The sequence below is a fragment of the Microbacterium sp. S308A+ genome, from assembly GCF_049800815.1.
GTDB lineage: Bacteria > Actinomycetota > Actinomycetes > Actinomycetales > Microbacteriaceae > Microbacterium.
Window position 1 is genome coordinate 108,963 of sequence record NZ_JBNAFT010000002.1, and the last position, 18,661, is coordinate 127,623.

The following is an 18,661-nucleotide window of genomic DNA, read 5'->3' on the forward strand; positions in this document are numbered from 1 at the left end:
TGAGATGCGTGCCCCTGTCATGCGGAACATCGTCGTGGCCGGTTCGGCCCGCCCCTCGGTGACCGTTCTGCTCCGTTCGGGGGAGATCCTCGTCTCGCACTGGACGTGGGCGGGAAACCTCGAGCTGGAGTGGGCGGAGACACCGGCGGCCAGCGCGCCCGAAGGGCCGTGGGCTCTCCTGGCGCTGCCCGCTCGCAACACCGCACTGCAGCGCGCCGGAGCCGCAGGCAACGCCCGCGCCCGCTGTCTTCTCCTCTTTCGGGGAGGGTCGGAGCATCTCGCGTTCCCCGCCGCCGGATCCTGCTACATGATCCATTTCCTCCCACGGGTGTCGCCGCTGCCGGACGCAGGCGGTGCCGAGCGCTCCCCGTTCATCGACGGCACGGTCCTCACCGATGTGGTGCGCGCACTGATCGACGGCTTCGCCTCCGCGGTCGACGCCGAGAGCCCGGTGCCGCCGCTGACCGTGCACACCGTGCGCAGGATGGTGCTCGAGGGCGCGCGCACCGTTCTGCTCGAGGCCTATGAGAGCCAGTGGTCCCGGTCGGGGGCGAGCCTCTACGACCGTGCGCTGTTCGTGCTCCGCATCCGGGCGGCGGACCCGCGGTATTCGGTCGCACGACTTGCGCAGGAGCTCGTCGTCCCCGAGCGCCGTCTGCAGCGGGCGTTCGCGAAGCGGGGGACGACGGCGAGGCGCGCGCTCCGGCAGGTGCGGATCGAGCTGGCCATGGAGGTGCTGACGAATCCGGAGGACGACTTCCTCGGTCTGGAGCAGGTGGCCGGAGACGTAGGGTTCGCGAGCCACGGGGCCATGCGCGATGCCTTCGTCCGGGAGGGCCTGCCGACTCCGCGACGCGTGCGCCTGCGGACCGAGAGGCGCCTCGTCGCGGTCTGACGAGGGTCCTTCTCGCGTCTCGGACGGCGCCGCGCTCCGGCAGGGTGCCTCTCGGCGCCGCAATGTCCCGGGACGGCGTGGTATCGCGGCGCGGGCTGAGTGTCCTGTCGCGAACGATGCCTGTGTGTGTCGCGAAGAATACCTCTTCTCGTGAGCTTACTTGAATGCTAGTGTGATCAGCCTAGCAGGCGAGATGCGGCGGAGATGGGAGAGACGATGGGTTCTCGAGGCTTGCATAGATATCACTACCGGCGGCTCAAGCTCTTCTCGACTCGCAAAGACCAGTACGCCGTGCTCGACGTCGAGGCTGCCGCACAAGAAGACGGCGGGAATCCGCGGGAGTTGAAGGTCAAGGTCGCGGTCGTCGAGGTGCAGGTCAAACAGGGGGGAACGTATCTGATCCCTTGGCGTCCTCGACAGTGGGATATGACGCTGGCCGTCGAGATCACCACCATCTGCCGGCGCACGGCGGCCGTCCAGGGCTCCGTGCTCCTGGAGGAGCGGCGGGCCTCCGTCGCCGGCGCGCCGCTGCGAAGCCTCGCGGTGGAAGGAGACATCCCGCTCGCCGGAGTGCCGGGCGAGAACGCGGTCGACATAAGGATGGCCGTGCGCGGTACATACGGCTCCGTCCTCGGTGGGGAGCGCCTCCTCGGCTCCGTCTGTCCTGACGCTCGGAAGATGACCGTCCTCGACGGCGCCGGGCGATGGTGAGGGTGCCGCGGTTCGCATGGCCGTGCTCCCGGGCGGCGGAAGCTCTCATTCTGAGGTAGCTTAGGTAAGGCATACCTTATGAATCGTGCGGGCTGCCCCCTGCCCGCGCGGGAGAGGACCCCATGCTCCGACGCCCCCGCCTCCGCGGCGTTCTTCCCGTCATGCTCGCCTCGGCTCTGGTCGTCCCGGTGCTCGCGGCGGTGGCCCCGTCGGCGACCGCGACGGCCGCGCCTGTCGCGGGCCGCGCCGCTCCCGTCCCTGTCGCGGCCCCGGCGGGAGGATGCACCGTCACCGGCGGCACCCTCACGTGGGGCTTCAAGGAGTCCTTCCGCTCGTACATCAGCGGGACGATCGCCAACGGGTCGTGGGAGGCGTCGGACGGCGCCTCCTACAGCACCCCCACGTTCTCCTGGTCAGGGGCGACGGGCGAGGTGGACGCCCAGGGGAACGGGCGGATCAGGTTCGCGGGGACGGTGCGGTTCACCGGTCACGGCGGTCTGCTCGACACTCGGATCTCCTCGCCCGTCCTCGTGCTCGGCCCGAGCGGAGCCGTCCTCCAGCTCGACACCTCGGGCGTGTCGATGGACGACGCGCTGGCCGGGAAGACGGACGCCGTCGCCGCGCATCCCGCCGTCCCCTTCGCCGCTCTCTCCTTGGACCCGGCCGCCGTCTTCGCGGGCCGTTCCGGAGAGGTCTCGGCGTCCGACGTCCCCGCGACCGTCACCCCCGAAGGCTTCGCGGCCTTCGGGAGCTATGAGGCGGGCACAGCCCTGGACCCGGTGAGCGTCGCGGTGACCCTGGACTGCGTCTCCTCCTCTCCGTCGCCCGAGCCTGCCGCCACGTCGGCCGGATCCTCGCCTGCCGCCGAGACGCCAGGACCGGACGCCGGTCCTGGCGTCTCGGGCGCGGACGCGGGGCCTCCCCCATGGCTCGGGTGGTCGATCGCGGCCGCCGTCGTCCTGCTCGTCGCCGGCGTGACGGCCGGGACCCTCCGCGCGCGGCGCCGTCGGTCCCGCACGACGCCGGTCGGCCAGGAGGCCTCGGACGCGGCCGCCGTCGACACGGTCCCGGCGGAGGACGCGACGGCCGATCCGCAGACGGGCGGGGACCTCGGCGGACGCGTCGACGGCGAGCAGGGCGACGACGGACCGCGTCGATGAGGGCGCGACGGAGCACGACGGCGCGGCGGGGGCTCCCCGCCCTGGTGCTCGCCGCCGTCGCGCTGCTCGGCGGCTGCACCGCCGCCCCCGCCCCCGGGGCCGCCTCGGCCGCGGCGACCGCGCCCTTGGCTGACCTCGTTCCCGTCGCCGATCCGCGGACCTGGGAGGGGCCGTCCACGGCCGTGCTCGCTGACGACGCGATCGTCCCGGTCTCGCCGGGCGGGCGGCCCGCGCTGCCGACGACGGTCGTCTCGCACGACGTGGCGGGCGAGACGACCGTCACGGTTCGCGACGCGTCGCGGGTGATCGCGATGGACCGCGCCGGCGCCCTCGCGTCCACGATCTGGGGGCTGGGGCTCGGCGACCTCCTCGTGGCCCGCGACGCATCGACCTCGTTCCCCGGCACCGAGGGGCTGCCGGTCGTCACCGGATCCGGGCATACCGTCAACAGCGAGAGCATCGTCGCCCTGGCCCCCACGCTCGTGATCACGGACGGGTCGATCGGTCCCCGCGACGTGGTGGAGCAGCTGCGCGACGTGGGGATCGCGGTGGTGACGGTGCCCAACGCGCCTTCCTTCGAAGGGGCGGAGCAGCTGGCGAGGGATGTGGCGGCGGTCCTCGGCGTCCCGGAGCAGGGCGAGCGGCTGGCCTCGCGGATCGCCGCCGACATCGCCGCCGCCGTCGCGGAGGTGAAGGGCGTCGCGCCCGTCGCGGCGGAGGACAGGGTGCGGATGCTGTTCCTCTACGTCCGAGGGAGCGCCGGGGTGTACTACCTCTTCGGTGAGGAGTCGGGCGCGGATGCGCTCATCCACGCGCTCGGAGGCGTCGACGTCGCCGGCGAGCTCGGGTGGGAGGGGATGCGCCCGATGACCGACGAGGCGATGGCGGCGGCGAATCCCGACCTCATCCTCGTCATGACCCATGGCATCGAGTCCGCGGGAGGAGTGGACGGCCTGCTCGCGCAGAAGCCGGCCATCGCCGTGACGGCGGCGGGGGAGCGCCGACGGTTCGTGGACATGGCCGACGCCCAGGTGCTGTCCTTCGGGCCGCGTTCGGGAGACGTGGTCCGTGCGCTCGCCCGCGCGGTATACGCCCCCGACGGGCGGTCGCGGACGGAGACGGCGGGATGAGCGCTGAGCCTGCCGCCCCGCCTGCGCCCACCCCTGCCACGGGCTCCGCCTCGGCGCCCTCCCTGCCGGCGTCCTCCCGGTCAGGCCGTGGCCGACGCGGCCGTCGAACGGGGCTTGTCGTCTCGGTGCTGGTCGTGTTCCTCGTCGCGGGGATCGTCCTCTCGGCCGGACTCGGCCAGCTCGCGATCTCCCCGGTCGAGGTGGGCGGTGCGCTGCTGAGGGCCGTCGGTCTCGGGGAGCCTCCCGCCGATGTCCTCGCCGAGCGCACCCTCTGGCAGATCCGGTTCCCGCGCATCGCGATGGCGATGCTCGTCGGCGGTGCGCTCGCGGTGGCGGGCGTCGTCATGCAGGCGGTCTTCGGCAACCCCCTCGCCGAGCCGGGCGTCGTCGGCGTCTCCTCGGGCGCGGCGGTCGGTGCCGCGGCGTCGATCACGCTCGGCCTGACGGCGGCCGGATCGTGGACGACGGCGCTGCTCGCCTTCGTCGGCGGCCTCGGCGCGACACTCATCGTGTACGGCGCCGCGCGGGTGCAGGGGCGTGCCGATGCCGTCCGGCTGGTGCTCACGGGTGTCGCGGTCAACGCCTTCGCGGGCGCGCTGCTCGCGGTCCTGATGTTCGCCGGGAGCACCGCGTCGCGCGAGCAGATCGTGTTCTGGCAGCTCGGCAGCATGAACGGCTCGCGCTGGGGCGAGGCGGGGGTCGTGTCCGTCGTGGCCCTCGCCGCGGGCGCGCTCGCCCTCCGGCTCGGCCCCCGCTACGACCTGCTCGCGCTCGGCGATCGCACGGCCGTGCACCTGGGCGTGCGCGTCGAGCGGCTCCGGATCGTCTCCGTGGTCCTCGTCGCGCTCCTCACCGGCGTGGCGGTCGCGTTCGTCGGGATCATCGCGTTCGTCGGGCTCGTCGTCCCGCACCTCTTCCGCGGGATCGTCGGCCCCTCGGCGCGGCCGCTCATGATCGTCTCGTTCCTCGGCGGAGCCGTGCTGCTGCTGTACGCCGACCTGCTCGCGCGCACGGTCGTCCCGGCGGCCGACCTGCCGATCGGCATCGTCACCGCGCTCATCGGCGGTCCGTTCTTCTACCTCCTCATCCGGCGCAACCGCGGGGGATGGGCGTGAGCGCGGCGGGGAGGGTCGTCCTCGTGGCGGAGCACGTGAGCCACGTGATCGGCGGCACGACGATCCTGGAGGACGTATCCCTCGCGGTGGAGGCGGGGCGCGTGCTCGTGCTCGTCGGACCGAACGGCGCGGGGAAGTCCACGCTCCTCGGTGTGCTCGCGGGCGACGTCCGCCCCTCCTCCGGGGCGGTGCGGCTCGACGGCCGGGATCTCGGCGCCTATCGGCCGCGTGAGCTCTCCCGATCGCGGTCGGTGCTGCTCCAGTCCAACGACGTGTCGTTCGGTTTCACCGCCGCGCAGGTGGTGGAGATGGGCCGCGCGCCGTGGCTCGGCGCCGGACGCGACGACGAGGCGATCGTGGCCCGTGCGGTCGCCCGGGCCGACGTGGCGCATCTGGGCTCCCGCGTCTACCGCTCGCTCTCCGGCGGCGAGCGGGCCCGGGTCTCCCTCGCCCGTGTGCTGGCGCAGGACACGGGCGTCGTCATGCTCGACGAGCCGACCGCAGCGCTCGACCTCCGTCATCAGGAGGAGGTGCTGCGCGTCGCCCGCGAGCTCGCGAAGGAGGGGAGGGCGGTGATCGCGGTGCTGCACGACCTCTCTCTCGCCGCCGCCTATGCCGACGACATCGCGGTGATCGCCGACGGGCGGATGATCGCCCACGGCGCGCCCGCCGCCGTTCTCACTGCCGCGCGGATCGAGAAGGTCTACGGCGCGCCGGTCGCGGTGATCGTCGATCCGGTCAACGGGCACCCGCTAGTCCTCCCGCGCCGCGACACCTCTGTCCTTCCCGGCCGTTTGCCAGGTTAGGGCAACCTCACTACGATGGCTAACTAAGGTTAGGCTTACCTGATCTACCCCCCCCTGTGGTCGGGCGGCGTGCCGTCCGACCGCGCCCCAACCGAGGAGGAGAACGTGTCCCATACCCCCACGGCGCAGCGTCCTGTGCGCCGTCGTCTGATCGCCGCGCTCACGGCCGCGGCCCTGGCCTTCGCCGGGGCGGCCACGGTGGCGCCGTCGGCGCTGGCGGCGGGCGGCGCCACCGTGACCGTCACCGAGGCGCCCCGCGACGGCGGCAGCGTCACGGTGACCGGCTCCGGTTTCGCCGGCACCACGCCGGGCATCTATCTCGGTTTCGGCCCCGCAGGCCTGCCCGGCTTCTATCAAGGCGCGAGCAGCCTCACGCAGGTCGTCTGGATCGCGCCGGGCAATGAGAGCGGTCAGAGCGAGGCCGGCCCCACCGCGCCGATGGAGGAGGACGGCTCCTTCGAGGTGACGATCGACGTCCCCGCCTTCGCCGAGGGCACCGGCTGGGCGCTCTACACCTCCAAGGCGCACGGGCAGGGCTTCGCGGACCCGAGCCAGAACACGATCACCCCGGTGTCCTACGTGGCGCCGGCCCCTGTGTCGACGACGACCACGCTCGCCGTGAGCCCGGCCGGCACCACCGTCGAGGGGCTGCCGGTCGCGCTCACCGCCACGGTCTCGCCCGCAGACGCGGCGGGAACCGTGACCTTCTCCGCGCACCGCGCCGACGGCGTCACCGCGATCTCCGGGGACATCCCGGTCTCCTCCGGCGTCGCGGGGTTCACCGCCGAGGATCTGACCGCCGGTGTCATCGGGTTCAGCGCCTCCTTCACCCCCGTCGACGCCGCTCTCGTCGCCGCCTCCGAGAGCGCCGTCGTCGCGCACGAGGTCACGCGTCCTACGGAGCCTCAGCCGACCTTCGACCCGGCGATCCGGGTATTCCTCGCCGACGGGACGACGCCCTACATGGGCCAGGAGGTGCGGACGGGCGACCAGCTCGTGGTCAAGGGCACCGGGTTCGACCCTGCGGCCAACATCGGCGGACGCGGGGTTCCGATCCCCGCCGACCTGCCCCAGGGCACCTACGTCGTGTTCGGCTCGTTCCAGGACGACTGGAAGCCCTCCGCCGGGGCGCCCGGCTCCTCCCGCAAGGCCGTCGACCAGAGGTGGGCGCTCGCCGAGGATGTGCTCGGCAAGGTGCCGCCGCGCTATCAGGAGGCGGTCCGCGCGCAGTGGACGCCGATCGCCGCCGACGGCTCCTTCACGACAACGCTCACCGCGAAGGAGTTCGGCTCCGGGCCCGAGGGCGGACGTTGGGGCGTGTACGCCTACGGCGCCGGCGGGGTCGTGAACCCGGACCAGGAGCTCTCCGTCCCCGTGGCGTACGTCGGAGACGCCGTGACCCCCGAGCCGGCCGGTCCCGTGATCACGGTGAGCCCGGCGGGCCCGCTCGACCCGTCGGTGGAGAACGTCCTCGCCGTCGAGGGGAAGGGCTTCACCGGTCCCGGCGCGGCGAACGGCGCGTACGTGCTCTTCGGCGAGAAGGGGATCTGGAACGGCGGGGGTCCGCTCCCCGCCGACGGATGGGTCGCACAGGGCTGGGTGATGGCGAAGGACATCGTGGACGGCGCCTTCCGCACGACGCTGACCGTTCCGGCGGGCACGCTCGACCCGGCCCTGGGCTATCACGTGGCCACCTCGGCCGCGCACGGGCTCTCGCAGACCGATCGCTCGCTCGACGCCTTCGCCGCGGTGAGCGTCGCCGAGCCGGCAGGTCCCGTGGCGCCGGCCATCCGGCTGAGCGCGGACACCCTGCGCGCGGGCGACGCGCTCACGGTCACCGGTGCCGGCTTCCCCGCCGGCAGCCAGGTCACGGTCACCGTGAACTCGACCCCGGTCGTGCTCGGGACGACCCTGGTCGGGCCGACCGGAGGGTTCTCGGTCTCCGGCACCGTCCCGGCCGACGTCGCGGCCGGCGCGCACACGGTCGTCGCCGCGGCCGGCGGCATCACCGTCTCGGCCGCGCTCACCGTCCAGGCGGCCTCTGCGCCGATCCCTGAGGTCGCTCCGCAGCCGGTGTGCACGGCGGCCTCGGTCGGGGGCGCCTCACTGCAATGGGGTGTCAAGGCATCCTTCTCCGCTTACGTGAAGGGACCGATCGCGAAGGGATCGATCTCGGGCGGATGGGGCGGCGGGTCCGGGGCGTTCAGCGCCGAGACCGGCAACGGCCGCGTCTCCTACGACGGCAGCATGCGGTTCACGGGTCACGGCGGCAAGCTCGACCTGTCGCTGTCCAACCCGCGCATCCGCGTCTCCGGCTCCGTCGCGACGCTCGTGCTCGACGTGAGCTCCAAGGGGTACAACGGCTCGCCCGACGTCGACGCCTCCGGCGTCTCCTTCGCCTCGCTCTCCCTGCCCGCCGCAACGGTCGGCGACGGGGAGATCTCCTGGTCGGGTGCGTCGGCGACGCTCACCGCCGAGGGGGCGAGAGCCTTCGCGGGCTTCTACTCCGCCGGCGAGGCGCTGGACCCGGTGTCGTTCACGTTCCCGCTCGGCGCGACCGTGCCCTGCGATGCGACGACCGATGCGCAGGCCGGTGGCGGCGGCCTCGCCGCCACCGGTGCGGAGGCCGACCTCGGGCCCGCCGCCCTCGGCGCGGTGGCGCTGCTCGCCGGCCTCGTGCTCGTCGCCGTGCGCCGCCGACACGCGGCGGTCTGAGCCGGGCCCGCGGAGGGGGTCGCCTGGCCATCCGGGCGACCCCCTCCGTCAGTCCCTCCCGCCCTTATCGGGCTGCCGTATCGTCGGGGCATGTCTTCCTCACCGCGGCGCCGGGCGGCGAGCGCCACTCGTTCGACGGATCGCTGGTTCCGCGAGCTGGGGCTCCCGACCTTCGTCCCGCTCCGCCGCTGGTTCACCGACCTCCCGCGCCGTGTGGCCCCGTTGCTCGCCTGGGTGACGATCGTGTCCGTCCTTCTCGAGGGCGGAGCGGAGGAGACGATCGATGCGACCGTCGAGCTCTTCGGCGAGGACAGCTGGGCCATCGTCGCGGTGGTCGTCGCGGTCCTGCTGTCGACCCTGCTCCTCGCCTGGATCGGCTATCTCCTCGTGCGCACCGCGGTGCGGCGGCTCCCGACCGGCGCGGGGACGGCGGTCGGGATCGCGGTCGTCATCCTGTGCACGGCGGCTCTGATCGTCAGCGGGCACCTGGCGAATCGCGCGGCGAAGGTCGCTCCGACCTTCCAGGCGCTTCTGATCCTCGCACTCTGCGTGCTGGTGATCGGGGTCGGGGGAGGGGCGTTCCTCTCCTGGGCGTCCCGGTTGGCGATCCGCAACGCCTCGGCGATCGGTCACATGGCCTCGATCGCCTTGCCGGTGATCCTGATGCTCGTCGTGTTCGCGTTCTTCTCTGCCGAGGTATGGCAGATGGCGTCGGCCCTCCGCTGGCCCGCGATCGCACTGGTGGGGGCGGTGGTCGGGGTGCTCGCGGTGCTTGTCGTGCTCCGCGTCTGCGCCTCGGAGATCGACGATCACGCCCCGCTCGCGGCCGACCACCGGCATGCGCTCCTGCGCGGGACGCCCGCCGAGGGGCTGGCCGGGCACGTCGACGGCAAGGCGGTGCCGCATCAGCGGCTCCGGGTCGCCCAGCGCGTCAACATCCTGCTGGTGATGGCGGTCGCACAGCTCCTGCAGGCGCTGTTCTTCGCCGTCCTCCTCTGGACGCTCCTCGTCGTCATCGGGAGCATCGCGATCCCGAACGGGGTCGTCCAGCTCTGGGTCGGCTCCGGGAGCGAAGGGCTGCCCCTCTCTGTCGATCCGCTCGTGATCGGCAGCGCCACGCTGCCGATCACGACGAATCTCCTCAAGGCGGCCGCGCTCCTCTCGCTCATCGCGACGCTCCCGTTCGTCTTCTCCGCGGTGAGCGAGGAGCGATACCGCGAACGGTTCTTCGACCCGATCATGGCCGACATGCGGCGTGCGATCCTCGTGCGGGACGAGCTGGCTGCCCAGGTCCCCGCGGCCGGGAGACGGTCCGGGCCGGGGGAGGGCAGACGGACCCTCCCGCCGGGGTGAGGGACGAGCCGATCAGCGTCCTCTCCCTCCGCACCGGCCCTCGGCGGCGTCCTCCTCGGCGGGCGCCGTTCATCCTCCGAGGCGTGCTGCCCGTTCGGCGCTGTCCTCGGGCGCGCCGGCCGCGAGGGCGACGAGCGCGTCGAGGACGCGGTCGTCGACAAGGATCCTGGCGTGCCCGAGGCCCTCCGTGCGGAGCAGGGTCGACCGATCGGCATGCGCTGCGTGCAGCCTGAGGGCATCGGCGTCGGGCATCGTCCGGTCTCGACGGTCGTGGACGACGAGCAGGCGGGCGTCGTCCGGGAGCGGGCCGGTCACCGCGTCGTAGCGGCGCGACTCCTCGTCCTCGTCGACGCCGAGCCGAGCGCGGAAGCGGGCGTCGAACCGCCTCCTCGTCTCGGCGTCGAGTCCGATGCCGTCGGCGAACACCCGCCGGAACGTCGCCGGGCTGGCGGCGGAGGCGATGACGGCGACGGCGGGGGTCCTGAGACCGTCCCGCACGGCGGTGAGAGCGGCGAGCCCGCCGAAGGAATGGCCGATGACGGCCACGAAGCCGCTCCCGGGGTCGAGCTGGCGGATGGCCTCGAGCCAGTCCCGGATGTCGGTCCGGTGCCCGCCCGACGCGCCGTGCGCCGGTGCATCGAACGCGACGACGGACAACCCCTCTGCCACGAGGTCCCGCACGAGCGGTGCGAACTGCGCGGCGCGTCCTCCCCATCCGTGCAGCAGAAGGACGGCGGGGTCTCGCTTCGCTCCCCAGCGGTAGGCGACGACCTCCTTCCCGTTCACCCGCAGCCGCTCCTGCCTGGCGGCCTGGTGTGTCGCGGCCTCGGCGTCGCGGACGGGCATTCGCGGGGACGATCGGAAGAAGGCCTGCAGGGTGAGTCGTCCTCCCAGTGCGGGGGAGACGGCGCCCACGGCGCGGAGCAGGGCGGGGACGGCCGTGTGGGCACGCCTGTCGCGGCGAGGCATGGAGGCTCCTTCGACAAAACAACATGAACGGTCGTACGTACTCTATAAGAACGATCGTTCGTATACTAGAGAGATGGCGGAGCAGACGATCGAGGACGGCCGACGGGTTCGGGGCGACGCCTCGCGACGGGTCGTGTTGGAGCGTGCCACCGACCTCGCGTCCGTCGACGGGCTCGACGGACTCACGATCGGTCGGCTGGCTGACGCCTCCGGGATGAGCAAGAGCGGCATCGCGACCCTCTTTCGAGGGAAGGAGGGGGTCCAGCTCGCCACCGTGGAGGCAGCGCGGCAGATCTTCGTGGGGCGGATCGTGGATCCGGCCCGTCGTGAGCCGCGCGGAGTGCGCCGGCTGGCGGCGCTCCTGCGCAACGCGCTCGAATACTCACGGGACCGCGTCTTCCGCGGCGGCTGCTTCTTCGCCGCGGCCGCCGCCGACGTCGACTCCAAGCCCGGGCCGGTGCGTGAGGCCGTGCGCTCCGCGCTCGTCGACTGGTACGGCTACCTCCAGGCGCAGGTCGTGGCCGCGATCCATGACGGCGAGCTCGCCGTGGACGAGAGCGAGGCGGAGGTCCTCGCCTTCCACCTCGCCGCCCTCAATGAGCAGGCGAACGCCCGCTCGCTGCTCCTCCACGACGACCGCCCCTATCTCCTGGCCGCCGCCGGGATGAGGAACGCGCTGCGTGCGGCCGGCGCCGACCCGGCGCAGACCGCGGCGTTGCGGATGGACGATCGGGGCGCAGAGGGAGGAGCCGGCCCCGGTGTCGGTGCCGGCCCCTAGACTCGAGAGGATGTCGCGAACGAACCGAGAGCCCTGATGGGGGCCGAAGAGGAACGTCGCCGGCTCTCCCGTCCCGCCCCGCATCGTGCGATCGTCGCCGTGCTGCTGGCGACGGGGCTGTGCGCCTCGTTCCTGTTCACGCTCGTCGTTCCCATCCAGGCCAAGCTCCCCGAGCTGCTCGGCGCGGCGCGCGAGGACACTGCCTGGGTCGTGACCTCCACCCTTCTCGCCTCGGCCGTCATCACCCCGATCGCCGGGCGCCTCGGTGACATGTACGGCAAGCGCCGGATCATCCTCTGGCTGCTCGTCGTCACCGGCCTCGGGTCGGTCGTCGTCGCGCTCTCCTCGCAGATCGTGGGCGTCGTCGCCGGCCGCGCGCTGCAGGGGGCCATGGCGGGGGTCGTGCCCCTCGGCATCGCGGTCATGAGGGATGTGCTGCCTGCTCATCGCGTCGACGGCGCGATCGCGATGATGAGCTCGACCATGGGCGTCGGCGGAGCGCTCGGCCTGCCGGTCAGCGCGCTGATCACCGAGTACGCCGACTGGCACGCGCTGTTCTGGCTGACCGCGGGGATGAGCGCGGTCGCCATCGTCCTCGTGCTGTGGATCGTGCCGGTCAGCGTGCTGCGGGACCCGGGGCGGTTCGACCTGCTCGGCGCGATCGGTCTCAGCGCGGGGCTGGTCGGGATCCTCCTCGCCGTCTCCCGCGGCGACCAATGGGGCTGGCTGAGCCCGGCGACCCTCGGCTCGGGTCTCGGCGGGATCCTGATCCTCGTGCTGTGGGGCGTGTATCAGCTCCGGGCGGGCGACCCGCTGCTTGACCTCCGCGTCGCCTCTCGCCGTCCTGTGCTGCTGACCAACATCGCCTCCATCGCGATGGGATTCGCCCTCTTCGCCTCGAACGTCGTCTATCCGCAGCTTCTCGAGATGCCGGCGACCTCTGGCGTCGGATTCGGGCTTCCCCTGCTCCTGGCGAGCCTCATCGTCATGCCGTCGGGCATTCTCATGATGCTGCTCTCTCCCGCGGCCGGGAGGCTGGCCCGGGTCGTCGGGCCCAAGCTCCTCCTGCTCATCGGGGCCGCGGCGCTCGTCGCCGCCTATGCGTTCACGATCCTGCTGCACACCGAGGTATGGCACATCCTGCTCGCCAACCTCCTTGTCGGCGTGGGGATCGGGTTCGGATATGCCTCCATGCCCATGCTCATCATGCGCTCGGTGCCGCAGAACGAGACCGGAGCCTCCAACGGGCTCAACGCCCTGTGCCGATCGCTGGGCACGAGCACGGCGGCGGCCGTGATGGGGGCCGTGCTCGCGGCGTCGAGCGTGCAGAGCGGGACGGGGATGCCCGACGCCGGCGGTTTCCAGCTCGCGTTCCTCCTGGGGATCGCCGCCGCGGCCGTCGCCTTCGTGCTCGCGCTCCTCATCCCCGTCGGCCCTACGACCGAGCGGCATCCCTCGCTCCCTGACTGACCGCGTCGTCGCCTCGCGTCACAGGGCGAAGGCGCGGCCGAGCTTGTCCGGGTTCGCGATCTGGCGCACTCCGCGGATGAGTCCGTCCACGCCGGACTCGATCGTGAGGACGTCGCGACGCCCGTTGTGCCGGAGGGCGATCGCCGGCTCGCCGTTGACGTCGATCAGCGTGGCGCCGACGGGCTGGCGGGGTTTGGAGGCCGCGGCCTTCTGCAGGACGCGGACGAAGAAACGGGCGATGCGATCGGCGCTGAACACGGGGTTCAGCGCGCTGCGCACGCGCCCGCCGCCGTCCGCCCAGAGGACGGCGTCCGGCGCGAACAAGCGCACCACATCGGAGACGTCGCCCTCTTCGATGGCCGTCATCAGCCGGAGCAGCAGCGTGCGGTCGAGCGAAGGAGGCGGTGCGGCGTCGGGGTCGATGCGAAGGCGTCGTTCGGCGCGCGAGATGAGCTGGCGCACCGCCGCGGACGTCCGGCCCAGGATCCGGCCGATCTCGACCGCTGGCATCCCGAACGCCCGATGCAGGACGACCGCCGCACGTGCCTCCGGCGTCAGCTGCTCGGCGAGGTGGAGCAGTGCGACCGAAAGCAGCTCACGCGACGCGACGACGTCCTCGGGGAGGCGGGAGGTCGCGACCGGCTCGGGGAGCCAGGGGCCCGGATAGTCCTCGCGGGTCGCGACGAGCGCGCGGACCCGATCGACCGACCGTCGGACGCAGATGGTGGTGAGCAGCGCAGGCCACGAGCGCACGGGGTCTGCATGCTCACGCTCACGCTGGAGCGCGTCGATCGCGACCTCGGAGACGACGTCCTCGGCGAGGCCGAAGTCGCCGAGCATCCGGTAGGCGATGCCGATCAGCCGGTCCCGCTCGGCGCCCCACGCCTGTGCGGCGGGGGTGGCGGCGCTCATGCGCTCCACGCTAGCGTGCCGCCACCCTCGCCGCGGTCACGCGAGCGGGTGCCTGTCGTCGAGCGGGGGACGCATCTCGGTCGAGATCGCGATCCGGTTCCACACGTTGATGACCGAGATGGCGAGCACGATCGCTCCGAGCTCGCTCTCGTCGAAATGTTCCGCCGCGGCGCTCCAGATCTCGTCCGTCACGGTGTCCGGTCCCAGCCGGGTGACCGCGTCGGTGAGGGCGAGGACGGCGACCTCGCGCTCCTCGAAAAGGTTGCGGGCGTGCTGCCAGGCCCCGACCGCGTGCAGCACGCGCTGGGGGATCCCCAGCCGCGCGCCCTCGGTCGCGTGCATGTCCACGCAGAAGCCGCAGCCGTTCAGGATCGATGCGCGAAGCTTGATCAGCTCGTAGAGCCGCGGCTCCACGGCCTGATGGACGTACGACTCCATGCCGAGCACGGCCGCGTAGCCGGGCTTGTTCGTGCGGGAGATGTCGATTCTCGTCATCTGACTGTCCTTCCGACGCCGGATCGTCCGCGGATCTCGCGGACGCCGTTCTCACAGGAGGTGTCGGATCTCGCGGGAGAAGTGTGACATCCGACGGGCGCGGCGTGCCTCACGCTCCCGGTCGCACCGCGGCGGCGCGACCGGGAGCGTCGGTCTCAGCCCTGTTCCTGGCCGGCGTTGACCATCCACTGGATGCCGAAGCGGTCGGTGAACATGCCGAACAGGGCGCCCCAAGGCGCCCGCTCGAACGGCATGGCGACCGTCCCGCCATCGGAGAGCTTGTCCCATGCGGCGCGCAGCGCGTCGGCATCGGTTCCGCTGAGCGAGACCGAGATGCCCTGCGGCGCCGCGTAGGGCATGACGCTCGGGGTGTCTGACGCCATGAGCACGAGCCCCTCGGGGGTCGTGAGCTGGGCGTGCATGACGAGGGTGGCCTCGCTCGGGTCCGGGACCATCTCGGGGAAGGCCTCGAAGGTCATGACCTCGAGCTCTCCGCCGAGGGCCTGCTGGTAGAACTCCATCGCCGCACGAGCGTTGTCGCGGAAAGAGAGATACGGGTTCAAGGACGTCATGGTGCTCCTTCGTAGGGATGCACGGCCCCCTGCCGCGCAGAGACAGTCTCCGCGCCCCCGCCGACATCCGCAATGCGCCATCGGATCCTCGTGGTCGTCCCGCGAGAATGGAGGGATGACCGTCGTCTCCCTCATCCGTTCCTCCTCGCTCTCCGATATCGCCGAGTACGCGTACGCCGCCACCGCGCCGAAGGACGCGCGGCTCATCTTCCTCGCGGGCGCGTGCCCGCTCGGGGACGATGGGCGCACGGTGGCCGTCGGCGACTATGCCGGACAGGCGGCGCGGTGCGTCGAGACCCTCCGGGTGGCGCTCGCCGCCGCAGGCGCCACCCTCACGGACGTCATCTCCACGCGTGTGCTCGTCGCGTCGAGCGCCCAGGCCGATCTCGTCGCGGCTTGGGAGGTCGTGCGCGATGCGTTCGGTGCGCACGACGTGCCGAGCACCCTGATGGGGGTCACGGTGCTCGGCTACGACGATCAGCTCGTCGAGATCGAGGCGGTCGCGGCCGTCCTGGACGCCTGACGCACCCTCACCGCCGCTCTCCGAGCAGGCGCCACAGCTGACCCCACTGCTCCGGGGCGAGATCCCGTGGCAGCGCGTCCGCCGGGACGCCGGCGCGGGCGAGCGCGGTCCGCACGTCGCGCGAGGTCCGATGCCCCGCGTGTTCGAGGATGCGTCGGATCCCCCTGCCGCCGCCGCGGAAGGCCTCGTGGACGAAGCGCTCGTAGCGGCCCCGCTCGCGGGCCGGGAGGAGGGGAGAGGGGCGACGACGAACCCCGAGGATCCCGCCGTCGACGGAGGGAACGGGGCGAAACCGTTCGCGGGGCACTCTCCCGTGCAGCGAGAACGTGAACCACGGGGCCGCCTGTGCCGTCATGAGCGTGGCCCCGCCGACGCCCGCCCGCTTGCGCGCGACCTCCCACTGGGTGAGCAGCACCGCCTGCTGCCAGGAGCCGGTGGAGAGGAGGCGTCGCAGCAGCGGTGTGGTCAGATGGAAGGGGATGTTGCCGACGAGCACCGCCGCGTCGAGGGGCGTCCGCAGCGCATTGGCGCAGCGGACTTCGAGATGGGGCGCCCGCGCGAACCGCTCCCTGAGCCGTCGGGCGCGATGCTCGTCGAGCTCGACGGCGAGGAGCGGACGATTCAGGCGGAGGAGCTCGGCGGTCAGCGCGCCGTCGCCGGGGCCGATCTCCAGCATCGTGCCGGAGGAGGCGGCGACGAGCGAGGCCATCGTCCGTGCGGTCGGGGGATGGACGAGGAAGTTCTGGCCCAGCTCATGGCGTCCGCCGTGGATCGAGCGTGGCGGGACGGAGGGGCGGGAGGTGGAGGAGGGACGAGGGGAGGGGCGACGCATGATGCTCCCGGGAAGAGGGCGGAGCACACGGCGAGCGGCCGGGGCGACGGCGTCCGGATGTCCCTCCACGGGACGTCGGGATCGCAGGGTCGACGATGAAGGCCGCTCCCGGTGCGGGGACCGGGGGTGCGGCGCGAGCGGCGGCTAGGCGAACGTCATCGCGCCGTCAGGCGCGGCGGTCGCGTCGGCCGGAGATGCGCGCGCCGGCGGCCGCGCTGTTCAACGTTCCCATGCGGACCAGTGTAGGCGATGCAGATGCCGTGTCGCCTAGCCCAGGTCGAAGGCGCGCTTCATGAGGGCCCGCACATCGCGGTCGAGGCCTTCGACGCGTCGATCGGTCGCCTCGAAGCGGGTGTTCATCTCGGCGCGCAGGCTGCCGAGCTCGGTCCGCAGGCTCCCGATCTCCGCCCCGAGGGTGTCTCTCACCGTTCCGATCTCCGCCCCGAGGGTGTCTCTCACGCTGCCGAGCTCGGTCCGGACGCTCCCGATCTCCATCCGGAGGGTGTCTCTCACCGTTCCGATCTCCGTCCCGAGGGTGTCTCTCACCGTTCCGATCTCCGCCCCGAGGGTTTCTCTCACGCTGCCGAGCTCGGTCCGGACGCTCCCGATCTCCATCCGGAGGGTGTCTCTCACCGTTCCGATCTCCGTCCCGAGGGTGTCTCTCACCGTTCCGATCTCCATCCGGAGGGTTTCTCTCACGCTGCCGAGTTCGGTCCGCACGCTCCCGATCTCCGCGCGTAGCACGCGGACGAAAAGCGTGGAGACGGCCGTGAGCATGCCGAGCATCAGTGCGGTGAACGCTCCGATCATCGTCCAGATCTGTGCATCGTTCAATGGAACCATCCCCTCATCGTCGTCCTGCTCGACGATCCTGCCTAGGGCCGAAGGTCGATGAGGCCTCAGACGCATGATCAGTGGAGAAGGTGACCTTCGTCAGAGGGGTGGAGGGGCGTCGATCAGTCCGGGACGTGCTCCCTCGGCGGGTTGTGCATGAACTCGATCCGGATGCCGCTGTCGTCCTCGACGAACGAAGCGTAGTAGCGGGCGGAGAACCGCGGGTAGTCCTTCGGCTCTCGCACGACCGACCAGCCGGCGGTGACGGCCACCTCGTGCAGCCGGTCCACCTCCTCGCGGGAGGCGACCGCGAACGCGAGGTGCTGCCAGCCGGTCTCGCCGTGCCGGTGCGGCCCCTTCCCGGCCTCCCGTGCCGGGAAGAGGATCAGCTCGGGCTCTCCGTCGCGCTGCCAGGAGACGGAGCCTTCGGCGTCGTGCCGTGTGAAGCCGAGGGACTGGAGGACCGCGTCGAACTGCGCCGTCGATCGGGCGAGGTCGTCGACGGTGATCCCGAGATGATCGAAGATGAGCATGACACCCAGTCTCCTCGCCCTCATGGCCGATCGCCGCAGCGACCGACGGTCGGCCTGCGGACGAGGCGACGGTCAGTGCGGTGCGTGATACTCGGCCTCGCCCCGCTTCCAGTACCCCTTCACGATCGCGAGTCCGGGCTCGACGCCCCAGCGACCCAGCAGCGCGCGGCCTGGCTTGACGATCGACTGCTCGGCGGCGAGGAAGCAGAACGGGTCGTCGCCGGGAACGTCCTCTTCACCGAGCTCTTCGACGAACGCGATGAGGGCGGACCCGGCGGGCGCCTCGGCCCGGTGCAGCCATTCCACCGCGACCGGCGCGGCGATCTCCACCTCGTCTGCGGCCGACCCCGTCTCCACGACGATCCGGGCGGGGGCGTCGCCGATCGACGCGGCGAAGCGCCGGATCGCCGGCACCGCGGTCTCATCGCCGGCGAGGAACCAGCTCCCCGGCGCACCGGTCACGACGGCCGACCCCCGGGGTCCGCCCACGCCGATCCGGGAGCCGAGCGGCGCGGTGGCGGCCCACGGTGCCGCCACCCCTTCGCGGCCGTGCACGGCGAACTCGACGTCGAGCCAGTCCTCGCCCCAGGCGAGCGGGGTGTACTCCCGGCTCGGTGCCTGGCGCAGTTCCTCGACCGTCTCCGGCATCTCGGCCGGAAAGAACAGGCGCATGTGATCATCGGCGCCGGGGGAGGAGAAACCGGCGAGCTCCTCCCCGTGCAGGCGGAGGCGCACGTAGTTCGGTGCGAGCCATTCGCGGGCCGAGAGGGTCACCGTGCGGAAGCGCAGATCCAGACCCTGGCGCTCGATCGTGAAGGCCGAAGCGCGGGAGTGATTCGACGTGGTCATGAGCCTAGG

Annotated in this window: 19 protein-coding genes; 11 read left to right on the plus strand and 8 right to left on the minus strand. The window is 72.1% G+C overall.

From position 1 onward, the window contains the following. Positions 1-4: 4 nt before the first annotated feature. From ACP15J_RS06325 to ACP15J_RS06360, 8 genes are all read left to right on the plus strand, one after another. Positions 5-895, plus strand: coding sequence for a helix-turn-helix domain-containing protein (locus tag ACP15J_RS06325; protein WP_424936169.1), 891 nt, complete (start codon positions 5-7; stop codon positions 893-895). Positions 896-1,111: 216 nt separating this feature from the next. Further along, positions 1,112-1,606, plus strand: a complete 495-nt coding sequence (locus tag ACP15J_RS06330; protein WP_424936170.1) for a hypothetical protein — start codon at positions 1,112-1,114, stop codon at positions 1,604-1,606. A gap of 122 nt (positions 1,607-1,728) precedes the next feature. Further along, on the plus strand, positions 1,729-2,766 hold the full coding sequence (locus ACP15J_RS06335; protein WP_424936171.1) for an HtaA domain-containing protein: 1,038 nt from the start codon (positions 1,729-1,731) through the stop codon (positions 2,764-2,766). Beyond that, the gene (locus ACP15J_RS06340) at positions 2,763-3,896 is read left to right on the plus strand and encodes a heme/hemin ABC transporter substrate-binding protein (protein WP_424936172.1); all 1,134 of its coding nucleotides are present in this window, start codon (positions 2,763-2,765) and stop codon (positions 3,894-3,896) included. Before ACP15J_RS06335 ends, ACP15J_RS06340 begins: the two co-directional genes overlap by 4 nt. Continuing rightward, the gene (locus tag ACP15J_RS06345; protein WP_424936173.1) at positions 3,893-5,011 is read left to right on the plus strand and encodes a FecCD family ABC transporter permease; all 1,119 of its coding nucleotides are present in this window, start codon (positions 3,893-3,895) and stop codon (positions 5,009-5,011) included. Before ACP15J_RS06340 ends, ACP15J_RS06345 begins: the two co-directional genes overlap by 4 nt. Continuing rightward, entirely contained in the window at positions 5,002-5,817 is an 816-nt protein-coding gene (locus ACP15J_RS06350) for a heme ABC transporter ATP-binding protein (RefSeq protein WP_424980897.1), read from the plus strand. The genes ACP15J_RS06345 and ACP15J_RS06350 overlap by 10 nt, the downstream gene beginning before the upstream one ends. A gap of 105 nt (positions 5,818-5,922) precedes the next feature. Next, entirely contained in the window at positions 5,923-8,532 is a 2,610-nt protein-coding gene (locus ACP15J_RS06355; RefSeq protein WP_424936175.1) for an HtaA domain-containing protein, read from the plus strand. A 90-nt stretch (positions 8,533-8,622) separates the two neighbouring features. Further along, positions 8,623-9,885, plus strand: coding sequence for a hypothetical protein (locus ACP15J_RS06360; RefSeq protein ID WP_424936176.1), 1,263 nt, complete (start codon positions 8,623-8,625; stop codon positions 9,883-9,885). A gap of 69 nt (positions 9,886-9,954) precedes the next feature. Here ACP15J_RS06360 and ACP15J_RS06365 read toward each other — a convergent pair whose 3' ends face one another. Further along, positions 9,955-10,854: an alpha/beta hydrolase gene (locus ACP15J_RS06365; protein ID WP_424936177.1), complete on the minus strand. Its 900-nt coding sequence runs from the start codon at positions 10,852-10,854 to the stop codon at positions 9,955-9,957. A 73-nt stretch (positions 10,855-10,927) separates the two neighbouring features. Between ACP15J_RS06365 and ACP15J_RS06370 the strand changes: the two genes are divergently transcribed. Together ACP15J_RS06370 and ACP15J_RS06375 are read left to right on the plus strand one after the other, a co-directional pair. Continuing rightward, on the plus strand, positions 10,928-11,632 hold the full coding sequence (locus tag ACP15J_RS06370) for a TetR/AcrR family transcriptional regulator (RefSeq protein ID WP_424936178.1): 705 nt from the start codon (positions 10,928-10,930) through the stop codon (positions 11,630-11,632). Between the two features lie 36 nt (positions 11,633-11,668). Further along, a complete protein-coding gene (locus ACP15J_RS06375; RefSeq protein ID WP_424936179.1) occupies positions 11,669-13,102 on the plus strand; it encodes an MFS transporter in 1,434 nt (477 codons plus the stop codon). Positions 13,103-13,120: 18 nt separating this feature from the next. On the opposite strand, the gene ACP15J_RS06380 is transcribed toward ACP15J_RS06375, so the two are convergent. From ACP15J_RS06380 to ACP15J_RS06390, 3 genes are all read right to left on the minus strand, one after another. Further along, the gene (locus tag ACP15J_RS06380; protein ID WP_424936180.1) at positions 13,121-14,014 is read right to left on the minus strand and encodes a sigma factor-like helix-turn-helix DNA-binding protein; all 894 of its coding nucleotides are present in this window, start codon (positions 14,012-14,014) and stop codon (positions 13,121-13,123) included. 36 nt (positions 14,015-14,050) lie between these two features. Further along, complete coding sequence (locus ACP15J_RS06385; protein WP_424936181.1) at positions 14,051-14,509, minus strand: carboxymuconolactone decarboxylase family protein; 459 nt, start codon at positions 14,507-14,509, stop codon at positions 14,051-14,053. Positions 14,510-14,664: 155 nt separating this feature from the next. Next, a complete protein-coding gene (locus ACP15J_RS06390; RefSeq protein WP_424936182.1) occupies positions 14,665-15,081 on the minus strand; it encodes a VOC family protein in 417 nt (138 codons plus the stop codon). A gap of 115 nt (positions 15,082-15,196) precedes the next feature. On the opposite strand from ACP15J_RS06390, the gene ACP15J_RS06395 reads away from it, so the two are divergent. Next, positions 15,197-15,604 carry a RidA family protein gene (locus ACP15J_RS06395; RefSeq protein WP_424936183.1) on the plus strand — a complete coding sequence of 136 codons (408 nt, stop codon included), beginning with the start codon at positions 15,197-15,199 and terminating at the stop codon, positions 15,602-15,604. Positions 15,605-15,611: 7 nt separating this feature from the next. Here ACP15J_RS06395 and erm read toward each other — a convergent pair whose 3' ends face one another. From erm to ACP15J_RS06415, 4 genes are all read right to left on the minus strand, one after another. Further along, positions 15,612-16,436 (minus strand): 23S ribosomal RNA methyltransferase Erm, encoded by an 825-nt coding sequence (erm, locus tag ACP15J_RS06400; protein WP_424936746.1) that lies wholly within the window; start codon positions 16,434-16,436, stop codon positions 15,612-15,614. A 267-nt stretch (positions 16,437-16,703) separates the two neighbouring features. Beyond that, complete coding sequence (locus ACP15J_RS06405) at positions 16,704-17,279, minus strand: hypothetical protein (protein ID WP_424936184.1); 576 nt, start codon at positions 17,277-17,279, stop codon at positions 16,704-16,706. Positions 17,280-17,392: 113 nt separating this feature from the next. After that, on the minus strand, positions 17,393-17,803 hold the full coding sequence (locus ACP15J_RS06410) for a VOC family protein (RefSeq protein WP_424936185.1): 411 nt from the start codon (positions 17,801-17,803) through the stop codon (positions 17,393-17,395). A 72-nt stretch (positions 17,804-17,875) separates the two neighbouring features. Then, on the minus strand, positions 17,876-18,652 hold the full coding sequence (locus ACP15J_RS06415) for a siderophore-interacting protein (RefSeq protein ID WP_424936186.1): 777 nt from the start codon (positions 18,650-18,652) through the stop codon (positions 17,876-17,878). Positions 18,653-18,661: the final 9 nt, after the last annotated feature.